General features: G+C 53.0%; 21 protein-coding genes and 1 pseudogene. 10 read left to right on the top strand and 12 right to left on the bottom strand.

Annotation, left to right across the window (positions count from 1 at the left end; translation table 11 throughout):
- Positions 1–586: 586 nt before the first annotated feature.
- The 3 genes from sapB to pspF all read right to left on the bottom strand — a co-directional run bounded on the left by sapB (position 587) and on the right by pspF (position 4617).
- Positions 587–1552, bottom strand: coding sequence for a putrescine export ABC transporter permease SapB (gene sapB, locus J5069_RS05505; protein ID WP_264642900.1), 966 nt, complete (start codon positions 1550–1552; stop codon positions 587–589).
- Positions 1549–3243: an ABC transporter substrate-binding protein SapA gene (gene sapA, locus J5069_RS05500; RefSeq protein WP_319801658.1), complete on the bottom strand. Its 1695-nt coding sequence runs from the start codon at positions 3241–3243 to the stop codon at positions 1549–1551. The genes sapB and sapA overlap by 4 nt, the downstream gene beginning before the upstream one ends.
- A gap of 381 nt (positions 3244–3624) precedes the next feature.
- Complete coding sequence (gene pspF, locus J5069_RS05495; RefSeq protein ID WP_264642899.1) at positions 3625–4617, bottom strand: phage shock protein operon transcriptional activator; 993 nt, start codon at positions 4615–4617, stop codon at positions 3625–3627.
- Positions 4618–4860: 243 nt separating this feature from the next.
- Between pspF and pspA the strand changes: the two genes are divergently transcribed.
- From pspA to tyrR, 6 genes are all read left to right on the top strand, one after another.
- Positions 4861–5526, top strand: coding sequence for a phage shock protein PspA (pspA, locus tag J5069_RS05490; protein WP_264624540.1), 666 nt, complete (start codon positions 4861–4863; stop codon positions 5524–5526).
- Between the two features lie 58 nt (positions 5527–5584).
- Complete coding sequence (pspB, locus tag J5069_RS05485; protein WP_264642898.1) at positions 5585–5827, top strand: envelope stress response membrane protein PspB; 243 nt, start codon at positions 5585–5587, stop codon at positions 5825–5827.
- 20 nt (positions 5828–5847) lie between these two features.
- A complete protein-coding gene (gene pspC / locus J5069_RS05480) occupies positions 5848–6207 on the top strand; it encodes an envelope stress response membrane protein PspC (protein ID WP_264643739.1) in 360 nt (119 codons plus the stop codon).
- Positions 6208–6275: 68 nt separating this feature from the next.
- Positions 6276–7673: a YcjX family protein gene (locus J5069_RS05475; RefSeq protein ID WP_264643738.1), complete on the top strand. Its 1398-nt coding sequence runs from the start codon at positions 6276–6278 to the stop codon at positions 7671–7673.
- A complete protein-coding gene (locus tag J5069_RS05470) occupies positions 7670–8728 on the top strand; it encodes a YcjF family protein (RefSeq protein WP_264642897.1) in 1059 nt (352 codons plus the stop codon). Before J5069_RS05475 ends, J5069_RS05470 begins: the two co-directional genes overlap by 4 nt.
- 142 nt (positions 8729–8870) lie before the next feature.
- A complete protein-coding gene (gene tyrR / locus J5069_RS05465; RefSeq protein WP_264642896.1) occupies positions 8871–10442 on the top strand; it encodes a transcriptional regulator TyrR in 1572 nt (523 codons plus the stop codon).
- 49 nt (positions 10443–10491) lie between these two features.
- Here the strand turns inward: tyrR and tpx are convergent, their stop codons facing one another.
- Positions 10492–10995, bottom strand: a complete 504-nt coding sequence (tpx, locus tag J5069_RS05460; protein ID WP_264642895.1) for a thiol peroxidase — start codon at positions 10993–10995, stop codon at positions 10492–10494.
- 53 nt (positions 10996–11048) lie between these two features.
- Complete coding sequence (gene mpaA, locus J5069_RS05455) at positions 11049–11780, bottom strand: murein tripeptide amidase MpaA (protein WP_264642894.1); 732 nt, start codon at positions 11778–11780, stop codon at positions 11049–11051.
- A gap of 204 nt (positions 11781–11984) precedes the next feature.
- Here mpaA and J5069_RS05450 point away from each other — a divergent pair, with 204 nt between their 5' ends.
- On the top strand, positions 11985–13634 hold the full coding sequence (locus J5069_RS05450) for a peptide ABC transporter substrate-binding protein (RefSeq protein ID WP_319801657.1): 1650 nt from the start codon (positions 11985–11987) through the stop codon (positions 13632–13634).
- A gap of 43 nt (positions 13635–13677) precedes the next feature.
- Here the strand turns inward: J5069_RS05450 and uspF are convergent, their stop codons facing one another.
- Positions 13678–14112: a universal stress protein UspF gene (uspF, locus tag J5069_RS05445; RefSeq protein ID WP_264642893.1), complete on the bottom strand. Its 435-nt coding sequence runs from the start codon at positions 14110–14112 to the stop codon at positions 13678–13680.
- A 254-nt stretch (positions 14113–14366) separates the two neighbouring features.
- Here uspF and zntB point away from each other — a divergent pair, with 254 nt between their 5' ends.
- A complete protein-coding gene (zntB, locus tag J5069_RS05440; RefSeq protein WP_264642892.1) occupies positions 14367–15350 on the top strand; it encodes a zinc transporter ZntB in 984 nt (327 codons plus the stop codon).
- Positions 15351–15623: 273 nt separating this feature from the next.
- On the opposite strand, the gene ttcA is transcribed toward zntB, so the two are convergent.
- The 3 genes and pseudogenes from ttcA to J5069_RS05425 all read right to left on the bottom strand — a co-directional run bounded on the left by ttcA (position 15624) and on the right by J5069_RS05425 (position 17897).
- Complete coding sequence (ttcA, locus tag J5069_RS05435) at positions 15624–16556, bottom strand: tRNA 2-thiocytidine(32) synthetase TtcA (protein ID WP_264643736.1); 933 nt, start codon at positions 16554–16556, stop codon at positions 15624–15626.
- A gap of 54 nt (positions 16557–16610) precedes the next feature.
- Positions 16611–16823: pseudogene (locus tag J5069_RS05430) on the bottom strand (site-specific integrase); the annotation flags it as partial.
- A gap of 63 nt (positions 16824–16886) precedes the next feature.
- Complete coding sequence (locus tag J5069_RS05425) at positions 16887–17897, bottom strand: hypothetical protein (RefSeq protein WP_264642891.1); 1011 nt, start codon at positions 17895–17897, stop codon at positions 16887–16889.
- A gap of 639 nt (positions 17898–18536) precedes the next feature.
- Here J5069_RS05425 and J5069_RS05420 point away from each other — a divergent pair.
- Complete coding sequence (locus J5069_RS05420) at positions 18537–18659, top strand: hypothetical protein (protein ID WP_264642890.1); 123 nt, start codon at positions 18537–18539, stop codon at positions 18657–18659.
- Between the two features lie 377 nt (positions 18660–19036).
- Positions 19037–19324: a DUF333 domain-containing protein gene (locus J5069_RS05415; protein WP_264629310.1), complete on the top strand. Its 288-nt coding sequence runs from the start codon at positions 19037–19039 to the stop codon at positions 19322–19324.
- 24 nt (positions 19325–19348) lie between these two features.
- Here the strand turns inward: J5069_RS05415 and J5069_RS05410 are convergent, their stop codons facing one another.
- From J5069_RS05410 to J5069_RS05400, 3 genes are all read right to left on the bottom strand, one after another.
- Entirely contained in the window at positions 19349–20341 is a 993-nt protein-coding gene (locus J5069_RS05410) for a 2-hydroxyacid dehydrogenase (protein WP_264642889.1), read from the bottom strand.
- 119 nt (positions 20342–20460) lie between these two features.
- The gene (locus J5069_RS05405) at positions 20461–22017 is read right to left on the bottom strand and encodes a methyl-accepting chemotaxis protein (RefSeq protein WP_264642888.1); all 1557 of its coding nucleotides are present in this window, start codon (positions 22015–22017) and stop codon (positions 20461–20463) included.
- 273 nt (positions 22018–22290) lie between these two features.
- Complete coding sequence (locus tag J5069_RS05400) at positions 22291–23844, bottom strand: methyl-accepting chemotaxis protein (RefSeq protein ID WP_264642887.1); 1554 nt, start codon at positions 23842–23844, stop codon at positions 22291–22293.
- Positions 23845–23858 lie beyond the last annotated feature (14 nt).

The raw sequence follows: 23858 nt of genomic DNA, 5'->3' as shown, positions 1-23858 counted from the left end.
GGATGCGTGAATATTTCGAATAATCGATCGTTGTTTATTTGGTGCGCACGGCAGGAAGCTAACAGAAAGCGTTGCCACGCCGGGGCAGAGACCATACTGAACCGAAGGTGATAGGGGATGCGACGCTTGGGTTTGCAAAAATCAGGGACGATAAGCAGCAGCGACAGGGTCATCGGCACTGCTCTTAAGGAATATATTTTCTTTGGCTATCCACGGGATCTGGCTTATGGAGAGCGTTTAATTCAGTAACGTAAGAATTAATGATTCCTTTATTGTAGCGTTGCTACTCTTGGGGTGATTGTTACATCTATCACGTAATGCACGTCTTATTGGATATTCAAAAGGTTCGGAACCGATTCTGTTTATAGATTCATCCTTAACGGTTGACGAGTTTCATAACGTATGGCTCCCGGTGATGGCAGTATTCCCGAATATAACCACTGAAAAAAGGGATAGGTAATATAAAAGACATTATCGTGGCGCGGATGCAGAGGCCAGAGCGTAAGGAACGAGCAGCAAGGATAATGCCCCTATCATAGGGGGCATTGCTTAATCGATTGATGTGTATTTTTGCTTTCTGGGTAGCCTATCGAAGGGCATACCATTCCTTGTGTTTCAGTGAATTCGCCATTGCGCCCCAAATATCGGACAGCACATTGACCGTAATCACCATCGCCCCGACCACCATAACCCCGGCGGAGATAGCGGAATAATCCTGCTGGCGAATAGCATCCACCAGCCAGCGCCCTATACCGGGCCAACTGAACACCACCTCGGTGATGATCGCCAGCGTCAACATGGTGGAAAACTGAAGTCCCAGTTGCGGAGCGATTGGGGGCAGCGCATTACGCAGCACGTGGCGGCGAATAATGGTCAGGCGCGACAGACCGCGGGTAGCCGCGGCTTTGACATAATTCTTGCTGAACACATCCGTGGTGCTGATGCGCATCAGGCGAATGACCTCCATCGTGGGGCCAACGGCCAGTACAATAATCGGCAAAATCAGATGGCGCACGGCGCTGATCAGCATTTCATCGCGATAAGGGGAATCGGATAACCAGGCGTCAATCAGCGCAAACCCGGTCACCGGTTCAACCTGATAGAGCAGATCGAAACGGCCTGAAACCGGCAACCAGCCGAGTTGCAGCGAGAACAGCAGCGTCAGCAACAGCGCCAGCCAGAATACCGGAATAGAAAAGCCCACCAAGGCGATGGCGCTGATGATGATGTCGGGGGTTTTATTGCGCATCACGCCTGCGGTGACGCCGAGCGGAATACCCACCAACAACGAGAGTGAGAAGGCCAGCACGCACAGCTCGATGGTGGCGGGAAGCACTTCTTTTAACTGCACACTGATCGATTCGCCGTTAATCGACGAAATGCCGAGATCGCCGCGCATCAGGCTGCGCATAAAGAAACCATAGGCGTCAAACAGCGTCGCACCGCCCAGCGGGGCGTTGGGCGTGTAATAACAGAGGCTAAAGCCGACCAGCGTTAGCAGCAGCAGGGTTATCAGCAACAGCAACAGGCGACGCAGGGTAAAAATGATCATGGCTGCTCTCCCTCGTTACCCACCAACGGTGGCCCTTCTGGCGTCGGCGTCTCGCCAAACTCGCGATACACCCCGGCAAAAGAGGCATTGCCGAACGGGCTTAATATCAGCCCTTTCATGTCATAGCGGTAAGCCAGCATACGCAGCGAAGAGGCTAACGGCAGCACCGGTAACTGCTGTGCCAGTATCTGCTGGGCCTGCTGGTAGTACTCAATGCGTTTGGACAACTGCTGCGAGGTGAGGGCGCTTTGCAGCACGCTGTCGAACGTAGGGTCGCACCAATGCGTGTAATTGGTTTGCGAGTGAATCGCAGCGCAACTGAGCAGCGGACGGAAAAAGCTATCAGGATCGTTACTGTCGGTGGTCCAGCCTGAGAGCGTCAGGTCATGGCTCATTTCCATCAGTCGCGCTTCCTGAAAACGGCCTTCAACCGGGACAATGGTCACTTTCACCCCCACCTGCGCCAAATCCGCCTGAATCAGCTCAGCGGTCTTTAACGGACTCGGATTATAGGATTGCGAGGCGACGGGCACCCACAGCTTGAGGTTAAGGTCGGTTGCCCCCAGGGTCGTCAGCAAGCGGCGCGCTTCTTCCGGATTGTATTCGGTAATGCGCGATTCGCTGTCATAGGCCCAGGAGGCGCGGGGCAACAGCGACGCCGCGGTTTCTGCCGTGCCGTAATAAATAGACTGCATCAAGCGGTCATTGTTGATCGCCAGCGCAATGGCGCGGCGAATGCGCATGTCGTCCAACGGTGGTTTACGCACGTTAAAGGCGAGATACGCGATGTTCATCCCAGGACGCAGCGAGAGCCGCAAGCGCGGATCGTTGCGCAAAATAGGCAACTGGTTGGCGGCGGGATAAGCCAGCACGTCGCATTCGCCAGTCAGCAATTTCGACAGACGCCCGGTGCCACCGACGCCCAAATCAACGACCACCTGCTGCATCCGCGGTTTGCCGCGCCAGTAGCGATCGTTGCGCATCAAGCGCAGATATTGACCGCTGCGATAGGCTTCGAGACGATAAGGCCCGGTACCGACCGGCTCACGGTCTAACTGCTCCTTTCTATCCTGTTTGATCAACTGCTGACCATACTCGGCGGAAAGTACTGGGGCGTAGTGGGTCGCCAGGTGCCACAAAAAAGAGGCATCAGGGCTGTTAAGGCGGATTTCCAGCGCATAGTCACCCAGCTTGCGGATGCTTTGCACCACATCGGAAAACTGCAAACTGGTGAAATAGGGGTACTCACCGCCGTTCACGTCATGATACGGATGGTTTTTATCCAGCATCCGTTGCAGGCTGAAAATTACGTCATCGGCGTTTAACGGGCGCGTGGGCGTAAACCAGTCGGTGGTTTGAAACGGCACATCGTGGCGCAGGTAAAATCGGTAGGTTGCGCCGTTATCCAACACCTCCCAGCGCTGCGCCAGTTCGGGCATCAAACGGTAGGTGTAAGGGTCGACATCCAGCAGCCGATCGTAAAGCTGTGCCGCCAGCGTATCGATGATCACGCCGCTGCGCGCCATCTGTGGGTTAAAAGTATTGACCACGCCGTTGACGCAGTATACGAAACCGCTGCGGCGTATATCTTCCCGCTGCGCCTGTGCGGGGGCTGCGGCGAACGCAGACCCTATCAGGAAGGCGGAGAACAGCGCGCCTATTTTTATCAGGCAGGAGGTGTATCCAGACATACGATGCGCTTAAGTTGGCTGAAAATCAGAGTTGTCATGATAAGAGTGTACCGCACTCTGCTAAAGTGCCCCACTCCGTAGATGCTCACCTGCTGTATTTTCCACCAAATTTGAGGAAATACGAACAGGACACCTCACGGGGCTGATCGACAGCCCGAAGAGCGTATCGGGTCGCCAGGGTAAACAGAGAAGAACCCTACCGTTACTACGGAAATGAGAAAAATTCTCAACAAAGTGCTTTACAACTGATACTGATAACTATTATCATTCATCTCGCACTCCAAACGGCTTCAAGTAAGCGCGCAAGGGGAGCACGACATTGCTCACATTGCTTCCAGTATTATTTTAGCCAGCGTTTGCTGGCTTTTTTTTGCCTGCGGTTTACGCCTCTGCGCTGGCGATATCATGTTTTTTCAGCAGTCCACGCAACTGATGGTAGGTTAACCCGAGTAGCGTAGCCGCTTTGCGCTGGTTAAAACGCGCTTGAGACAACGCCTGCTCGATCAGCGCTTTTTCTTGCGTCTGTTGCCATTCGCGTAACGCCAACGGCAGACGCGGCAGTGTGGTGTCCTCGGCGGTGTCGGCGATGGGCGGTTCAACGGTGCGTTGAAACGGGTTAATGATAATGGCATCCAGTGGTTCGGCGGTCGCCCCGTGCCGATAGACCGAACGCTCTACCACGTTTTTCAATTCACGCACGTTGCCGGGCCAGGCGTATTGTAATAGGGCATGACGAGCGCGTGCAGAGAACCCGGTAAACAACGGCAGATGCAATTCCCGGCACATTTGGATAGCGAAGTGTTCTGCCAGTAACATGATATCCTGCTGACGTTCGCGCAGCGGGGGCAGTTGCACCACATCAAAGGCAAGCCTGTCGAGCAGATCGGCGCGAAACTTGCCAGCAGCAGCGAGTGCGGGCAGATCTTCATTGGTGGCACACACCAGACGCACATCAACCTGAAGCGGCTGGCTGCCTCCCACGCGCTCCAAAACGCCATATTCGATGACGCGCAGCAATTTCTCTTGCACCAGCATCGGCGCGGTTGCCAGCTCATCGAGGAACAGCGTGCCGCCGTCGGCGCGCTCAAAACGGCCCAGATGACGGCGTTGCGCCCCGGTAAACGCCCCGGCTTCATGGCCAAACAGCTCTGAATCAAGCAGATTCTCATTGAGCGCCGCGCAGTTCAGGGAGATAAACGGGCCTTGCCACCGTGGCGACAGATAGTGCAGGCGGCTGGCAATCAACTCCTTGCCGGTGCCGCGTTCACCTAATACCAGCACAGGCTTGGTGAGCTGCGCCAATTGTGAAACCTGCTCCAGCATCTCAACAAAGCTGTTGGCTTCACCCAGCAGATTTTCCTGGCCTTTATCCATCAGATGTCACCTTTTGTTGCGGTTAATTTTGCTAATTGTTGGTGTATTTTACTAATCTATCCGATGAGGCTGATTTGTCAAAAAAATAATAATCAATAATTACAATTAGATAGGTTTATCGCAATGTTGGCATGCATCTTGTAATAGCAAGAGGGAACGCTAAGGTTGGTCGACATCAAGCATGACGAATCAACATCACCACCCAGTGCATGCGCACTGTGACATGACCAAGAGGACACTGTAATGGGTATTTTTTCTCGTTTTGCCGATATCGTAAACGCGAACATCAATTCGTTACTGGACAAAGCGGAAGATCCGCAAAAGCTGGTGCGCTTGATGATCCAGGAAATGGAAGACACACTGGTAGAAGTACGCTCCACGTCAGCGCGGGCGCTGGCGGAGAAAAAACAGATCGCGCGCCGTGTCGAGCAGGCTGAATCCCAGCAGGGGCAATGGCAGGAAAAAGCTGAACTGGCGTTGCGCAAAGACAAAGACGATTTGGCGCGTGCGGCGCTGCTTGAAAAGCAGAAACTGGCCGACGTGATTGCGGTGCTAACCCGTGAAGCGGAAAATGTAGACGAAACGCTGACCCGCATGAAACGTGAAATTGGCGAGCTGGAAAACAAACTCACGGAAACCCGTGCCCGCCAGCAGGCGCTGTCGCTGCGTCATCAGGCGGCCTCTTCCTCTCGCGATGTGCGCCGTCAACTCGATAGCGGTAAACTGGATGAAGCGATGGCCCGTTTTGAACAGTTTGAACGCCGCATTGATTCAATGGAAGCAGAAGCAGAGAGCGTCGGTTTCGGTAAGCAGAAATCGCTGGATCAGCAATTTGCCGAATTGCAGGCTGATGATGAAATCAGCGCCCAGTTGGCTGCGTTAAAAGCAAAAATCAAACCGGAAGCCTGATGGCGGCCAGTCTGTTGGGCCGCTCGCACTACACTAACACGCCTATCAAGGAGATATAATGAGCGCTTTGTTTCTTGCCATCCCACTGACCATTTTCATGTTGTTCGTGGCCCCGGTATGGCTTTGGCTGCACTACAGTCAGCGCAAGCAACGTGACGCGGCGCAAGGGGCGGCATCCTGGGGGCAAGGCGATCTCCAGCGTTTGACCGCGCTGTCTCAAGAGGCAAAGCAGATGCGCGAGCGGATCCAGGCACTGGAAGAGATTCTGGATGCAGAACATCCCCACTGGAGGCAATCATGATAAAAGGAAAATTGAACGCGATGATGAATTCGCACGGGCGCAAGCTGTACCGGTTACCGCAAGAGGGCATGATCAAAGGCGTGTGCGCCGGACTGGCGCGCTATCTGGATGTGCCGGTGAAACTGCTGCGCGTTATTGTGGTGCTGTCGCTGTTCTTTGGCCTGTTTTTCTTTACGCTGGTGGCGTATATCGTGCTGACCTTTGTTCTCGACCCGGCACCAGCGGGCGCTTATGACCACGACGATGACGCCGTGCGACCCAGTCAAACGCTGAACGAGGCCGATGCGGTACTGCGTGACAGTGAAGCGCGCCTGCGTGACATGGAGCGTTATGTCACCTCGGATACCTTTGCGGTACAAAGCCGTTTTCGTCAACTGTGATGTCACCTACTGGCGCATGAATCATGAGGTATAGAACAAGGAGTGACGGATTGCCCTTACAGCAACCTTTGCATCATTTACAGCATGAATTTGAAGCCCTGGTTAACCGCAGCGTGGATCGCCAACTGCGGTTGGCTGTCACCGGACTGAGCCGCAGCGGTAAAACCGCCTTCATTACCGGATTTGTCAACCAACTGCTCAACGTACACAACGGCGCGCAGTTGCCGCTTTTTTCCGCGGTGCGGGAAGGGCGATTGCTTGGCGCAAAGCGGGTTCCTCAGCGAAATCTGGCGGTGCCGCGCTTTGCCTATGACGAAGGCATGATGTCGCTGTTTGGCGATCCGCCGCAGTGGCCGACGCCGACGCGCGGCGTCAGCGAAATCTGCCTGGCGCTGCGCTACCGCTCCAACGATTCGCTGCTGCGCCACTTTAAGGATACCTCCACGCTCTATCTGGAAATTGTCGATTATCCCGGTGAGTGGTTGCTGGATTTGCCGCTGTTGGAGCAAAATTATCTTGCCTGGTCGCGGCAAATGCTCGGGTTGTTGCAAGGTGAGCGCGCCCTGTGGGCCAAGCCGTGGTTAGATCTGTGCAACAAACTCGATCCGCTGGCGCCTGCGGATGAAAATCTGCTGGCCGAGATTGCGCAGCGCTACACCGATTACCTGCTGCGCTGCAAGCAAGAGGGGCTGCATTTTATTCAGCCGGGGCGCTTTGTGCTGCCGGGGGAATTGGCCGGTGCGCCGGTTCTGCAATTTTTCCCGTGGCCACAGGCACAGCAGCTCGGTGACGTCGCGCTGGCGCAGGCGGATGAAAAAAGCACGCTCGGCATGCTGCGCCGTCGTTATGACTATTACTGCCAGTCGGTGGTGAAAGGGTTTTACAAACACTACTTTTCACGTTTTGACCGCCAGATTGTGTTGGTGGATTGCCTGCAACCGCTCAACCGCGGACTGCACGCTTTTACCGATATGCGTCTGGCGCTGACGCAACTGATGCAAAGTTTCCATTACGGCAAACGCACCTTGCTGCGCCGTCTATTTTCGCCGTGCATCGATAAACTGATGTTTGCGGCCAGCAAAGCGGACCATATCACGGCGGATCAGCATGCCAATCTGGTGTCGCTCTTGCAGCAACTGGTACAGGAAGCCTGGCAGAACGCGGCGTTTGAAGGCATCACCATGGATTGCGCGGGCATTGCATCCGTGCAGTCAACCCAAAGCGGTATCGTGGAGTATCACGGGCAGAACCTGCCCGCGCTGCGCGGACATCGTCTTGGCGACGGCGAACCGTTGACGATCTATCCCGGTGAAGTGCCCGCGCGTTTGCCCGGTGCCGCCTTTTGGCAGCAACAGGGTTTCCATTTTGAAGATTTTCGACCTCAAGCGATGAACATTGATACGCCGCTGCCGCACATTCGGCTGGACAGCGTCATGGAATTTTTATTGGGGGATAAATTGCGATGAGTGAACCGCTAAAGCCGCGCATCACCTTTGATGATGAGGCACCTTCGGCAACCGCACCCCGCTTGCGCAGTACCGTCGCCTTTGATGATGATGCGTCGCGTCACTTTGCCCCGACGCTGCCGGAAGTGGCGTTGAACAGTGAGGGCGAGGCGGAAGCCGCCGTTGAAGCCGCATTGCGACCCCGTCGCAGTCTGTGGCGCAAACTGGTGCTGGCGGGCGTCACCTTATTCGGTGCCAGCGCGGTTGCGCAGGGCATTCAATCGGTACATACCGCTTGGCTGGAACAGCAGTGGATCACGCTGGGCGGCTTGGCAGCGGGCGGGATGATCGTGGTCGCCGGTGCGGGCTCCCTGATGGCGGAGTGGCGGCGCTTGTACCGGTTGCGGGCCCGCGCCGAAGCGCGCGATAAAGCCCGTGAGCTGCTCGGCAGTCACGGTGTCGGGCAGGGGCGAGATTTTTGTGAAAGACTGGCGCAGCAGGCCGGGTTGGATAGCGGGCATCCCGCACTCCAGCGTTGGCGTGCGTCGCTGCATGAAACGCATAACGACAAAGAAGTACTGGTGCTTTACGCCAATCTGGTGCAACCGGTGTTGGATAACCGCGCACGTCGCGAGATCAGCCGTTCGGCCGCCGAATCGACGCTGATGATTGCGGTCAGCCCGCTGGCACTGGTGGACATGGCCTTTATTGCCTGGCGTAACCTGCGCCTGATCAATCGCATTGCCGCGCTCTACGGTATTGAGCTGGGCTACTTTAGCCGCATTCGCCTGTTTAAATTGGTGTTGTTGAATATCGCTTTCGCTGGCGCGTCAGAAATGGTGCGTGAAATCGGTATGGACTGGATGTCGCAGGATCTGGCTGCGCGCCTTTCGGCCCGCGCCGCACAGGGCATTGGCGCCGGTTTGCTGACCGCGCGACTGGGCATCAAGGCCATGGAGCTCTGTCGGCCATTGCCCTGGCTTGACGATAAGCCGCAGCTTGGGGATTTCCGGCGTGAATTGGTCGGGCAGATCAAGGCCGTGGTGCAAAAAAAATCCACACCAACGCCGCCGTAACGCCCACGAACGCTCGAAACACCGTCAACGGAAAAAAAGATGTTGCCACCTGTCAACTTTTGCTGACAGGTGGCTTCATCCGTGGAAGGGGACGCGGTATGATGCCTGTGATATCCATTCCCCTGGAAGAAGGTAGCTGTTAATGCGTCTGGAAGTCTTTTGTGAAGATCGAATTGGCCTGACGCGCGAGTTGTTAGATTTACTGGCCTCGCGCGCTATTGATTTGCGGGGCATTGAAATTGACCCCGCCGGACGGATTTACCTGAATTTTGCCACGCTCGGATTTGATGATTTTCGCGTACTGATGGCGGAAATTCGACGGATCGAAAGCGTGCGCGATGTGCGCACCGTGGCGTTCATGCCTTCCGAGCGAGAGCAACGGGCGATGAGTGCCGTGTTGGAATCGATGCCTGAGCCGGTTTTCTCTCTCGATCTGAAAGGCAACATTGAATTGTTCAATCCAGCGATGTTGGCGCTGTTTGAGCAATCGGCTGACAGCATCAGTGCGGTCACCATTAGCCAGTTGATCCCCAATTACAACTTCACACGCTGGCTGGAGCACGATGAGCGCAGGCTGGAAGCGGAGCGTGTGGTGATTCGCGGGCAGGATTTCCTGTTGGAAATCACGCCGGTGCACTTGGATAATGAAGCGGGCGAAAGCGTGATTGCTGGTGCGCTGGTCATGCTGAAATCGGCGGTGCGCATGGGCCGTCAGTTACAAGATCTGGCGGTTAACGATGAGAATGAATTTAATCATATCGTCGCCGTCAGCCCGAAAATGCGGCAGGTGGTTGAGCAAGGCAAAAAGTTGGCGATGCTCGATGCGCCGCTGCTGATCGTGGGTGATACCGGAACCGGTAAAGATATGCTGGCCCGTGCGTGTCATCTGCGCAGTTCTCGCGGCAAAAAGCCTTTCCTGGCGCTCAATTGTGCTTCACTGCCTGACGATGTGATGGAAAGTGAACTGTACGGCCACGCACCGGGCGCTTATCCCAATGCGCTGGAAGGCAAAAAAGGCTTCTTTGAGCAGGCCAATGGCGGTTCGGTGCTGCTGGATCAGGTGGGTGAAATGTCGCCGCAGATGCAAACCAAGCTGCTGCGTTTTCTCAATGACGGCACCTTCCGTCGGGTAGGGGAAGAGCACGAGGTGCACGTTAATGTCCGGGTGATTTGCGCCACGCAGAAAAACCTGCTGGAGCTGGTGCAGCGCGGTGAGTTTCGTGAAGATCTCTATTACCGGCTTAACGTACTGATGCTCACCTTGCCGCCACTGCGCGACCGTCCGGCAGATATCATGGCGCTCACCGAACTGTTTGTGGCGCGTTTTGCCGATGAACAGGGCATTGCCCGACCACGCATTGCGCCGGAACTGTATCATCTGCTTCCGCAGTACGGGTGGCCGGGTAATGTGCGCCAGTTGAAGAACACGGTGTATCGTGCATTGACTCAGTTGGAAGGGCGTGAACTGCGCGTGCAGGATATCGATCTTCCTTCGTTCACTCTCGATACCGTACAGAGCGATGATTTGCTTGAAGGTTCACTGGATGATATCAGCAAGCGCTTTGAACGCTCGGTGCTGACCCGCCTTTATCAGGCTTATCCCAGCACGCGTAAACTGGCAAAACGTCTGGGTGTTTCCCATACCGCCATTGCCAACAAATTGCGTGAATACGGCTTGAGCCAGCGAAAATCCACCGATGAGGCGGATGAGTAACCAACAAAAACGGCTGCCTTGGCAGCCGTTTCTTTTTATCCGCTGAGGCTTATTTCAGTGCGGCCAGCGCGGCATCATAATCAGGTTCGGTGGTGATCTCGTTCACCAACTCGCTGTGCAGCACGTTATCTTGCTCATCCAACACCACCACAGCGCGCGCGGTCAGCCCGTGCAGCGGGCCAGCGGCGATAGCGACGCCGTAGTTGTCCTTGAATTCCGCACCGCGCAGCAAAGAGAGCACGACCACGTTGTTCAGACCTTCTGCACCGCAGAACCGCGATTGTGCAAACGGCAGATCGGCGGAGATACACAGCACTACAGTGTTATCCAGCTCAGAAGCCAATTGGTTAAATTTGCGCACGGAAGCGGCGCAGACACCCGTATCGATACTTGGGAAGATATTCAGGATTTTACGCTTACCGGCGAACTGGGTGAGCGCGACATCGGAAAGGTCCTTGGCAACCAGTGTGAAGGCAGGAGCCTTACCGCCTTTTTCAGGAAAGCTTCCGGCTACAGTGACAGGATTGCCTTGAAAATGCACATTTTTTGACATTTCTTTGTCCTTCAATTACAGGTGGTTAACACGGTCATCAGTGTAGGGCAACATTAGCAACATTGATATAAAAACTTTTGTTGCAACAAGGTGACACACGGGGACAGATAGCGTTCGCTGGCATCATCGGCGGAAACGGCGGGCAGCTCTAAGGTAATGCAGGGCAACTGGCGCTCTGCGCACCAACTGCCAAAAGAGCCTGGCGTGGGATAACCAATATGCTCGACCTGTGGCAACGAGAAGGCCTGTGACAGCCATCCTGCCAGCGAAGAACGGTCCGGGTCGTCAACGCAGGCAAGCGGTTCGTGGAAGGTGACAATCCAGGCCGGATCGAGACGTTCAATCAGCAAGCACAGTGCCTGGGTTTCAGGCTCGGAGCCGGGATAGGCGCCGGTGGAAAGCTGCACGTCGCGTTCAGGCGTGGCGCTGTTCCAGCGGTAGACCGTATTGGCCTCCTGCCAGTTACCGGTGGGGAAATTCCGGTTCAGATCAACGCCATTGGCGTTGGCGCGCAGACCAAGCTGGCAACCATCCGGATTAACGCACAGCACCAGATGCTGGTGGCGCTGTCCGGGGAGCAGGCTACGCAAGGCGCAGGAGAGGACGGCGATCGATGCGGCTTCATCGCCGTGGGTGCCCGCGAGAATCAGTCCGGTATCGCTGCTGGCGTGCTCGGCAGGGAAATAGAGTAACGGCGCGCCCAGCGCGGATGAACCATAGCGTTCACCGGATACCTTTAGGGGTCCACGCTGGTGGCGCGGTGTCAGTAAACTCGTGCCCGTCATGATGATGCCCAAGCCTTATTGTGGTCATTTATTTGACTACTTCATCATAAACGGTGTGATGAAAAAAGTCTTATTCGTGCCCCGTTTCGCATTGATACACACAGAGCGCCAACCCAATAAGGCGGCATAGCCCATTTCCCGCTATCATGGTTGCAATACACTGTGACTGATACCGTAACCTGATGATGGATGAGGTGAATGGCTATGCAATACCCTAATAATACCGGGCTGAAACGGGGCGTATCACGCAGCCTGCTGGCGGTCATTTTGGGCTCGATAACGGGCAGTGCGGTGGCGGCCAGCGTGCCCGCCGATGCGGTATTGGCGGATAAGCAGGAAATTGTCCGCCATATCAAAGATGAACCCGCCTCTCTGGATCCGATTAAAGCGGTCGGCTTGCCCGAGGCGCAGGTGTCGCGCGATCTGTTTGAAGGGCTGCTGAATCAGGACGCACAAGGACGGGCGATCCCCGGCGTTGCGCTGCGCTGGCAAACCAATGACAACCGCACCTTTCTGTTTACGCTGCGTGATGATGCACGCTGGTCGAATGGCGATGCGGTGACCGCACAGGATTTTGTCTACAGTTGGCGGCGTTTGGTTGATCCCGCTAACACCTCGCCGTTCGCCTGGTTTGCCCGTCTGGCGGGAATCGTCAATGCCGAGCAGATCATTGCCGGGACTCAGGCTCCCGACCAGTTAGGCGTGACGGCGGTGGATGCCCATACGCTACGTGTGCAGTTGAATAAGCCGGTGCCTTACTTTGTTAACCTCGTTGCCCATTTCAGCCTGTTTCCGGTGCACCAGAAAACCGTTGAACAATTTGGTAACGACTGGACTAAACCGGGAAATCTGGTGGGTAACGGCGCTTTTGCGTTAAAAGAGCGTGTGGTTAACGAGAAGCTGGTGCTGGCGCCTAACCCTTACTACTGGGATCGTGCCAACACCCGGTTGACCAAGGTGACTTTTGTGCCGATCAATCAGGAATCCAACGCTACCAAGCGCTATCTGGCGGGCGATATCGATATCACCGAATCCTTCCCCAAACAGATGTACCAGAAGCTGCTTAAGGATGTGCCGGGGCAGGTGTACACGCCGGAGCAGTTGGGAACCTACTACTACGCCTTTAATACCCAGCGTGCGCCAACCAATGATGCGCGCGTGCGCCGGGCGCTCTCCTATGCGATCGATCGCAAGATCATTGCCGAAAAAGTGCTCGGCACCGGAGAGAAACCGGCCTACCGCTTTACGCCTGATGTGACGGCAGGCTTTACACCTGAAGCTAACCTGTTGCAGCACTACTCGCAGGAAGAGTTGGATATGCAGGCCAAAGCGCTGATGGCCGCGGCAGGCTACGGGCCCGATCGCCCGCTAACGCTGTCACTGTTGTACAACACGGCGGAAAACCATCAGAAAATCGCTATCGCCATCGCCTCGATGTGGAAGCAAAAGCTGGGCGTCAACGTCAAGTTGACCAATCAGGAGTGGCAAACCTATATCAATAGCCGCAACAGCGGTGATTTCGACGTGATCCGTGCGTCCTGGGTGGGCGACTACAATGAGGCCTCGACGTTTCTGTCATTGCTGACCTCGACGCACAGTGGAAATATTGCGCGTTTTCGCAGTGCGGATTACGATCGCGTGGTCAACGATGCCAGCATGAAAACCGATGCGGCAGCGCGCAACACGCTGTATAACCAGGCCGAGAATCTGCTGCTGGACGCCGCGCCTATCGCCCCTATCTATCAATACACTAACGGCCGTTTGATCAAACCCTGGGTAAAAGGCTACCCGATCACCAATCCCGAAGACGTGGCTTACAGCCATACCCTCTATATCCTGAAACACGGGTCGTAACTGTCAGCGATTAGGCAGCCCGTTTTGCGCGGGCTGCCTACGGCTAGCGAACGACAAGCACCGAACAGGTGGCGTGTCGCACCACGGCGGCCGCGTTGGATCCCAGTAAAAAGGTTGTGGCGCTGGGGCGGTGGGAGCCTATGATGATGAGGTCAGCATCAAGCGAATCAGCAAGCTTCAGGATCTGCTCCTTGGGCGTGCCGGTCATGATGTGAGGCATAACCCTGTCTTCCGGCAGGTTAAAACGCTTGATAACCTCGGTAAATGCCGCGCTGGTGTTGCGTTTCATCTCCTCAATATCGGGCAGCCCGGCAGGATAGGTAACACCAAGGGTGGTGTAGTAGGGGTATGAAGGGAGCACGGTAACAAAGTGCACGTAGGTGTCATGGAGCTTCGCCAACGCCTCTACGTGCGCAACAACGCGTTGCGTTAACTCATTTTCAGATATGTCGATGGGAACGAGCACGGTCTTATACATATCACCTCCTGTTTATCATCTGATGCGGAAACAAGAGCTCATCTACACTGTAGCCGGTTTTCACAAACGGGCAGTGATATGTGTCAAAAATGTGCTATTCGACGATAAAGCACACGCGTAACGACCGGGAGCGATTTTGTTACTGATTGAATTTGCGAAAAATCTAATTATCGCTAGGCTTTAGCTGTTGTAAAACCGTTACGGTATCACCGTCATTGTGATGTTGTAGCGTAAGGGCTGTAGGAGAGAAAAACATGAAGCCGTTTGAAGGAAAAATATTGCAGGATTCAGAGGCGGTTCATGCCTGCCAGTTGGATGGGCAGGGCGGAATCAAACCGATTTCGGCGGAGGGGCAGGTCGATAGCACGCATCCTTGCTGGCTGCACCTGGATTACAGCCTGCCCGGCAGTGCGCGCTGGTTGAATGAAACGCCGCTGCTGCCTGACGGCATTCGTAATTTACTGGCCGGAGAGAGTGCACGCCCTCGGGTTACGCGCCTGGGGGAGGGGACACTTATCACCCTGCGCAGCATCAACCTCAATGCCGATTCGCGCCCAGACCAACTGGTGGCCGTGCGGGTCTTTATCACGGATACGCTGATTATCTCAACGCGCCGTCGTAAAATTGCCGCTATCAATGATGTGCTGACCGATTTGCAGGAGGGCAACGGGCCCACCGACAGCGGCAGCTGGCTGGTGTCGGTGGCGGAAGCGCTGACAGACCAAACCAGTGAATTTATCGACGACCTGCACGAAAAAATCATCGATTTGGAAGACGACCTGTTGGAGCAGAAAATTCCGGCGCGCGGCACGCTGGCATTGATTCGCAAGCAACTGATTGTGCTACGGCGCTACATGACACCGCAGCGCGATGTCTTTTCCCGCCTTTCTGGCGAACGCCTGGCCTGGATGGGTGATGACGATCGCCGCAGGATGCAGGAAATTGCCGAACGCCTTGGGCGCGGATTGGACGATCTGGACGCCAGCGTTGCCCGTACCACCGTGCTGGCCGATGAAATTACCTCACAGATGACAGAGGCGCTGAATCGACGCACCTACAGTATGTCGGTGTTGGCGATGATATTTTTGCCAACCACCTTCTTAACCGGGCTGTTTGGCGTCAATCTGGGCGGGATCCCAGGCGGCGGCTCATCCATGGGGTTTATCACCTTCTGCCTGATGTTGCTCGCCTTGGTGGGGGGCGTTGCCCTGTGGTTAAAGCGCAGTAAATGGCTATGAAATTTTCCAACGAGTTACTGCGTTTGCTATCACATTATGTTGAGTGTCTTCAAAAAAAATTGAATATATTGAGAAATATCAACATTTCATGCACTCAGGTACGGCACTATCACTCTCGCAGGTGAATGCAACGTCAAGCGATGGGCGTTGCGCTCCATATTGTCTTACTTCCTTTTTTGAATTACTGCATAGCACAATTGATTCACACCATGCCGACGTTAATGTCGGCATTTTTTTGCCTGAAGGTCAGGCGGGCACCGCAGTGCCCTGGCATTATTTGATTTCGATAACGTTAAGGCGCTCTGGTTCGGCAACGGCATCGTCCTCGGGGTGCCAACCGACCGGCTGGAGCGGAAGCGTTTCACGATCGAACGCCAAATCGCCACCGTCAATCACTTCGCTGCCGTGCTGAATTCCCTTGAAATCGAAAAGCTGATGATCGGCCAAATGGGAAGGCACCACGTTTTGCATGGCAGTGAACATGGTCTCAATGCGACCGGGATGACGTTTATCCCAATCGCGCAGCATATCCTTGATCACCTGACGTTGCAGATTAGGCTGCGATCCGCACAGATTGCAGGGGATGATCGGGAACGCACGCGCTTCGGCAAAACGTTCGATATCTTTTTCGCGACAGTAGGCCAATGGGCGAATCACCACGTGTTTACCGTCGTCGCTCATCAGCTTGGGCGGCATCCCTTTTAGCTTGCCACCGTAGAACATATTGAGAAACAGCGTTTGCAGGATATCGTCGCGGTGGTGACCCAGCGCAATTTTGGTGGCTCCCAACTCGGTCGCCGTGCGGTAGAGAATACCGCGACGCAGCCGTGAGCAGAGCGAGCAGGTGGTCTTCCCTTCAGGGATCTTATCCTTCACGATGCCGTAGGTGTTCTCTTCGACAATCTTGTATTCAACGCCCAGGCTGTCGAGATACTGCGGCAAAATATGCTCAGGGAAACCCGGCTGTTTCTGATCGAGATTGACGGCCACCAGTGAAAAATTCACCGGGGCGCTCTGTTGCAGATTACGCAGTATTTCCAGCAGCGTGTAACTGTCTTTACCGCCGGAGAGACACACCATAATGCGGTCACCCTCTTCAATCATATTGAAGTCAGCGATCGCTTCACCCACGTTGCGGCGTAAACGCTTTTGCAGTTTGTTGAGGTTGTATTGCTGTTTTTGATTAATTTGTTGATTTTCTTGCATTTTATTTCTTTTCCAAACGCTTGGGGGGCACCACAGGGGCAAATCGATGCACAGGGAAAGCCGTTTATTCAGCATTCCGACCCGATCTGCATTCAGGTCTTCTATCCATTTGCCGTAGATTTCATATACCTATTGTGCATTTTCATGCTCCCTTTGTGTAGTGATCAACCAGGGGTTGGTTCTTGCAGAAAGCAACCTGCATGCATAAGTATGGCGCGTATGGTACGGATTACGGCGACGAATGCCAGATCGTTTTACTGCTGAGTTCGATAATTGTGCCACCATCCCCACCCACATTGGGCGAGGACTTGTCGGGCATTGGTTAAAATATTACTCTGTTTGGTAGTCTTTTAATTTTATCAAACAACTGGACTTGGTTTCATAGTCATAACATTTCTGAATGTAAATGTCAGGGTTCTCCTCTAAGGGATAGGGTATACATAAACTATTCTTTTGTGTGCAGCTATCGAGTTGAGTACTTTTTATCCTTTGTTTAATGTTAAGTTTTTTTGTGTCTATATTTCTTTGGGGTTCGACCACTCTCACCACTGGTTTATTGACATCCTCTGGATTTTCACAGGGCTTTTCTTTTGAGTAAAGGAAGCAATATCTCTGGTAGTTATCAGTATTAATATGCCTGACATGGCAATCTTTATAATGAGTTGTTGAATTATCACACACTTTTGTTTGTTTAAAAAAATCTCCCCTTGGGTTTTTTCTCATTGATTGTATTGATTTTATCGTACTCGCGCTTGAGGTTAACGCTTCTGCTTTTTGTGCGGATTGATCCGTGTCGGGTCTGAATTGCATAGCTTCGGTTGTTGACTGTGTCGCCGACGATAGGGGCATTGAAAATGGACTTAACGGTGAGTGGTCATTTGGTGGGCAACTATTACCAGGTACTATATTGTTTTGTTGTCGCGCCCACAAAAAAGCGCCGCAACTTACACTGGCACCTGCAAGTAAGCCCAATCCAAATATCGTTTTCCATCCGCATGAGGGCGCAGTGGAAAATGAAAAATTATTGTATTGCTGATTTTGTTGAATTAACTTATCACTTTTTAGTACCAATGACCTCCCTTCCTCTATGAACCTCAGTTCTTCAGGTGTTGCTTTCTGTGTCGATGCTGATGATGACGGAGAAAAAAATTCACGTACAGAACAAAGTAACGATCGTTGCGTATCGGATGAGCTTGAACAAGGCTTGTGTAGCGTATGATCTTCTTGAGAGTTAGAGACAGTGGATATCTGATTTAGCGTCTCATTTGATTGGGTTTCACGATGGTAATGTTGTATGGCGGTATTTTCATGATGGGTGCTTGTGATAGCATTCGTCTGCATTGAAACTCCATTTTAAATATCAATTTCTAAGTTTTAACACTATGGTTTATATCGTTGTCGGTAAAGACTATAGTTTTAAGCTGATAAGACTACAATTGTAAATAAAACCGAATTGGTTCAATTGTTAACTTAGTTTAAATAACACTGATTTTGTTACAAATAACGATACCGTATTTAATTTGAAGGATTTATGATATTTTGCATTGATTGTTATTTGCTACTGAGATTTACGCGCATGATATGATAATCATTATGTTTTATCATTCAAAGGAAATGTAAATATTAACATTATCAAAGACAGTGACCAACGGTTTCTATAGTTAACTATTTGAGTTTAAATGGTAAGTATGGAGAATTATAATTTATCCGGTGTTTTATTTTCAAAATATTATATCAATGCTGATTATGTGAATGCATCTTCGCTTGGAAATGTTTTCAATCATGCAGTTGATTTTTACTCGTTATGATTAATCGCCCGGAACTCTTATTTCAGTAATTGCTCGGTTTCTACAGGCTATGAGATGAAGAGCCAATTAATAAATAATATTTTTAGTTTTTTAAATTCTTGGTTGGATAAGTTTCATGACGGAAAAAATATTCATGGCAATATTTTCCATTGATTAAAGAACAATGATGGTGATGGCGTCATCGACTCTCTCTGGTATGGATAAGGCCGATTGGGCGATTGGTGATGGGGGAAGCAGTGAGTGGGCAACCTCCACTATTAATGCGAAGGCGTTGTTGACCGGAAGGAGGCTGTAAGGCACAAAAAAAGCTGCCGAAGCAGCTTTTTTTCGTATAACACGGGTGCTTAGAAAAAGCCGCCTTTCGGGGCATTTTCGAATAATTTGATATAGGAATCGATGATGTCTTTGAAGAAAGCGCGAATTTTCATTGTTGACTCCGTATAGCGTTAATAAGTTGGCGATATCTGTTATTGCCTTGTTGCTGTCTATAATATGACTTTCGTCACACAATGCAAGTTTTTTGTGATGTGTGTCGCAAAATTATCACGTCGTCATTCCGCCCGTGGAGCAGAAAAATAATAGTGCGGGTGGCGTGACCTGCCGCGCAATGCCGACGGTAGCGACGCGAAGACCCTCACGTAATGAGAATAAAACAAGTAATGGAGCCAATGAATGAAAGGGTATCAATGGCTATTGGTCGGTATCAGCGCTGTGCTGGTAACCGCATGCAGCAGTGACAATCATTCGGTTGCGCAGAGCGAGGCCAATACGATAAGCCGGAATGAGACCGCATTATTGCTGAAAAGCAACTCGCCGGCAGAGGTCAATTGTACGTTGGCGGGCGGCACCATGGCGCAATCTCGGCAATTGAATGGCAGCAATATCGGCACCTGCCAGTTAGCCAACGGTAAGCGTTGCGATGAATCATCGTTACTGAACGGGATGTGTCCGGCGGGCTGAGTTGCTATTGCCCGCCGGTCAGGGTTATGCGTCCAGCTGGTTAGGGCAGGATTCACCTTGGGCAAGTTGCTTGATGTTGCTCAGGGTGGTTTGAGAAATGCTGAGCAAAGCCTCTTCGGTCAAAAAAGCCTGATGGCCGGTAAACAGCACGTTGTGACAGGAAGATAAACGACGGAACACGTCATCCAAAATCACATCGTTGGATTTATCCACAAAGAACAGGTCGCGTTCGTTTTCGTACACATCCATCCCGAGCGCGCCAATCTTCTGCTGTTTCAGAGCGTCAATCGCGGCCTGCGAATCAATCAAACCACCGCGGCTGGTATTAACGATCATCACACCATCTTTCATCTGCGAAAAGGCATCGGCATTCAACAGATGGTGGTTCTCCGGGGTGAGCGGGCAGTGCAGAGAAATGACATCAGATTGCGCATACAGCGTGTGCAAATCCACGTACTGTGCGCCCAGTTCCAACGCCTGAGGATTGGGGTAGGGATCGAAAGCCAGCAGTTTCATGCCGAATCCTTTCAGGATACGCATCGCCGCAATGCCTATTTTCCCGGTACCGATGATCCCGGCGGTGCGCTGGTGCATATTGAATCCAATCAGCCCCTCCAGAGAGAAGTTGGCATCGCGGGTACGTTGGTAGGCACGATGAATGCGGCGGTTGAGGCACAGCATCAGCCCGACGGCGTGCTCGGCAACGGCTTCAGGTGAATAGGCGGGCACGCGCACCACGTCGATGCCCAATTCTTTTGCCGCCTCGAGATCCACGTTATTAAACCCGGCGCAGCGCAGGGCCAGCGTTTTTACGCCCAGTTGTGCCAGTTCGGTTAGCACCTCGCGGCCGCCGTCATCGTTGACAAAAATACACACCGCCTGACTGCCCACCGCCGTTTTGGCCGTTTGCGCACTCAGCATAAAATCAAAAAATTCAAGCTTGTAACCAAACTGCTGGTTGGCTTTTTCCAAAAATTTACGGTCGTACTGCTTGGTGCTGTAAATAGCGATTTTCATCACGCGTCTCTCCGCAAGAATACTTCCGCTACGTTAGCAAGAAAATCAGGGCGAGACAAACCACCGACTGCGGTATCGCGGTGGTTTGCTGAAAAAGAAAGCACAGAAAAATCAGGTTATTATCTGCGCACGGTGCTGAACACAGAAACGGCATCTGCCATGGTGGAGATCTGTTTTTCCAGACAGTCAATCGCGGAACTGGAGTGGGTCGCCAGCAGCGTGTTTTGGCGCGTTAGCTCGTCAATGTTATTAACCGCATCAGTAATCTGATTGAGTCCGATGGACTGTTCCTGGGTTGCCAGACTGATCTGACCCACCAACTGGGTGACTTGCTGCACCTGAGTGAGAATATTTTCCATCGAATCACTGGTATGGTGCACCAGCTTATCGCTTCGGCTGATGTTATCGATGGTGGTATCAATGATGCTCGCGATGTCCTTGGCGGCGATAGCACTGCGCTGCGCCAATGTGCGCACTTCACCCGCTACCACGGCGAAACTTCTGCCCTGATCGCCGGCGTGCGCGGCTTCCACGGCGGCGTTGAGCGCCAGGATATTGGTTTGAAAGGCCAGATTGTCCAGCACGCTAATGATCTCGTTAATCGCCTGGCTGGATTGCGTCATGGTATCCATGGTACTGGCGACTTGCTGAACTGCTTTTCCGCCCACGTCAACGGCGCTGTTGGCATCCATGGCACACTGCGAAGCCATGTGGGAAGCGGTCGCGTTATTTTTGACGGTAGCGGTCAACTGTTCCATTGACGCTGCGGTATTTTGCAGGCTTTGCGCCGTATCCTCACAGCGCTGGCTTAGCGTCAGGTTGTCATGGGCGATGGACACACAGGCGCTGCGCACTTCTCGCAGTTGTCCGTTCACGTCATCGACAAAGGTGCGAAAATTCATGCCTGATTGATTAACGGCACGCAGCAACATGCCAACCTCATCGACACGATTTAATTGGAAGTGGTTGTCTGCCTGACCCGATGCAGAGTTAATAGCCTGAGACAGAATTTTTTCTAATGGGGCGGCAATATGTCGCACCAGAAACTCACTGGCAAGCAAGGTGGCGAAAAAGAATGACAGCAAAAAGAGGGCGAGCGGCGGCGTAATGGGAATGGTGACATATAAGGCCATCAAGGTAAAAACAAACAACATCAAGAGATAGCTGCGAATACGCCAGCGCAACGGGATGACTTTGCCGATACTGAGAAGTTTTAGCGGCCCGGTAAATATCAACACGCCCTGGTAAAGGGTTCGATAGGTGAGCTTGCCATCATTCATTTCCTGATACAGCGCGCTGGCCTGTTGAATGTCTTCTTGCCCGACGGGCGTGCGCACGGACATGAATCCCGCCAGTTCGCCGTCTTTCATCAGCGGCGTAGAGCTGGCTTTAACCCAATAATAATCCCCGTTTTTTCGCCGATTTTTTACCACCGCCGTCCAGAGCTTTCCTGCTTTCAGGGTACGCCACATATCTGCAAATGCCAGAGGCGGCATATCGGGATGTCGCACAATATTGTGCGGCTGTTGAAGAATTTCGTCGGAGCTGTAACCGCTGGCGGTAATAAAGTCGGCATTGGCATAGGTAATATGTCCGGTCGGTGTTGTGACCGACATTAATTTAGCTTTTTCATCTAATGGATACTGAATGTCGCTTACAGGAAAGTTCTTTCGCATTTGCCAGTCCTTTTCGTTAATGCCAATACGACAGCGATAAAGGTTCGAATGATAATGACAATACACATAACCCCGCTCAGGCTGATTACCCGCAAATACCGGAAACCGTGAGGAGGCTAATGACTTTTTTGTGATAATGGCGAAGCGTGATAAATAACAAAAAACGACCCTATTCATTATAGGTGACGTCCAGAATTTTGAAGGGTGCAGCAATGTTTTTCGTGTGAGAAAAAAAGACCGGACAGTGTCCCTATCCGGCCCAGAACGGAGGGATTAACGCGGGGCGTTGAAAACGGAAATGGCGCGGGCCATATCGGCAATTTGTCGCTCCAACTGATCGGTCGCGCTGTGCGACTGTCCCGCTAATACCGTATTTTGATGGGTCAGTTCATCAATCTTGGTGACCGCGCTGTTGATCTGATTCAGCCCGTGTGATTGCTCCTGCGTGGCAAGGCTGATCTCTTGCATCAAATTGGTGACACGCTGCACCTGCTGTAGAATGTTGCTCATGGACGAATGGGTATGAGAAACCTGATGTTCACCGGCGCGGATGGTGTTAAGCGTCTCATCAATGATGGCGGCGATGTCGCGCGCCGATGCGGCGCTCTTTTGCGCCAACGAGCGCACTTCACCGGCCACCACGGCAAAACTTCGCCCCTGTTCTCCGGCATGTGCGGCCTCAACCGCCGCGTTGAGTGCCAGAATATTGGTCTGAAAGGCAAGGTCATCGAGCACGCGGATAATATCGGTAATGCGCGCGCTGGACTGGGTGATCGCCGCCATGGTCGCAGAGACCTGAACTACCGCCTCCTCGCCGCTGTTGACCGCCCGATTGACGTCCTGTGTGAAATGAGACGCTTGCAATGTGGCGTCCGCATTGCTTTTAATGGTAGCGGTGAGTTGTTCTACCGACGCCGCTGTCTGTTGCAAATTGTCCTCGGTATCTTCACAGCATTGCGACAGCGTATGATTACCCTCTGCAATATCACGGCAGGCGGCATTCAGCGCTTGCAGGTTGCTGTTGACGTCGTCAACGAAGGTGCGAAAGTTCAGGCCGGATTGGTTTACTGCACGCATCAGCATGCCTATTTCATCGACGCGATCCAGTTGCTCCATGGAGTCTGCCTGACCGGCGGCGGCGCGCATCGCCTGCTGCAAAATATGCGCCAGCGGAGCTGCTACCTGGCGAACCAGTAATTCGCAGCCTGCGAGGGAGCAGGCGGCAAGCAGCCCCAGCCATAAGGACGCAGAGGGGGTGGTATGCAGGGCTGCGCCAGCCAGTGACAGGGGCAACAGGCTGCACAGCAGAAAGCAGATACGAATACGCCAGCGCAAGGGTAAGGTTTTTGTCAGGTTCAACCACCCCCACAGGCCGCGATAGACTAACAGGCCTTGAAAAAAGGTTTGGCGTGTCAGTTTGCCGCGGTTAACCCGGTCATACAGGGCTTCCGCCTGGGCGATTTCCTCTTGGGTAGCGGCAATCCGCACCGACATATACCCGGTAAGTCGATCGCCCGTTTTTAACGGCGTGGTGCTCGACTTAACCCAGTAAAACTCGCCGTTTTTACGACGGTTTTTGACGATACCCGTCCAGATGTTGCCCTTTTTGAGAGTGTTCCACATATCCGCGAACGCGGATGGCGGCATATCCGGGTGTCGGATAATATTATGAGGCTCCCCCATTAGCTCCTCGGCGTGGTAGCCGCTGACCTGGATAAAGTCTTTGTTGGCGTAGGTAATAAAGCTACCGGGCGTGGTCACAGACATAAGCCGTGTCTCAGCGTCCAATGGATAGCGCTGCGAGAGGATGGGGAGATTTTTGCGCATGACGTAGTCCTTTA

The sequence above is a fragment of the Candidatus Symbiopectobacterium sp. NZEC127 genome (assembly GCF_025962675.1).
Taxonomy (GTDB): Bacteria; Pseudomonadota; Gammaproteobacteria; order Enterobacterales; family Enterobacteriaceae; genus Symbiopectobacterium.
Note: the sequence above shows the minus strand (reverse complement) of the source record. Positions and strands in the feature narration are given on the sequence as shown.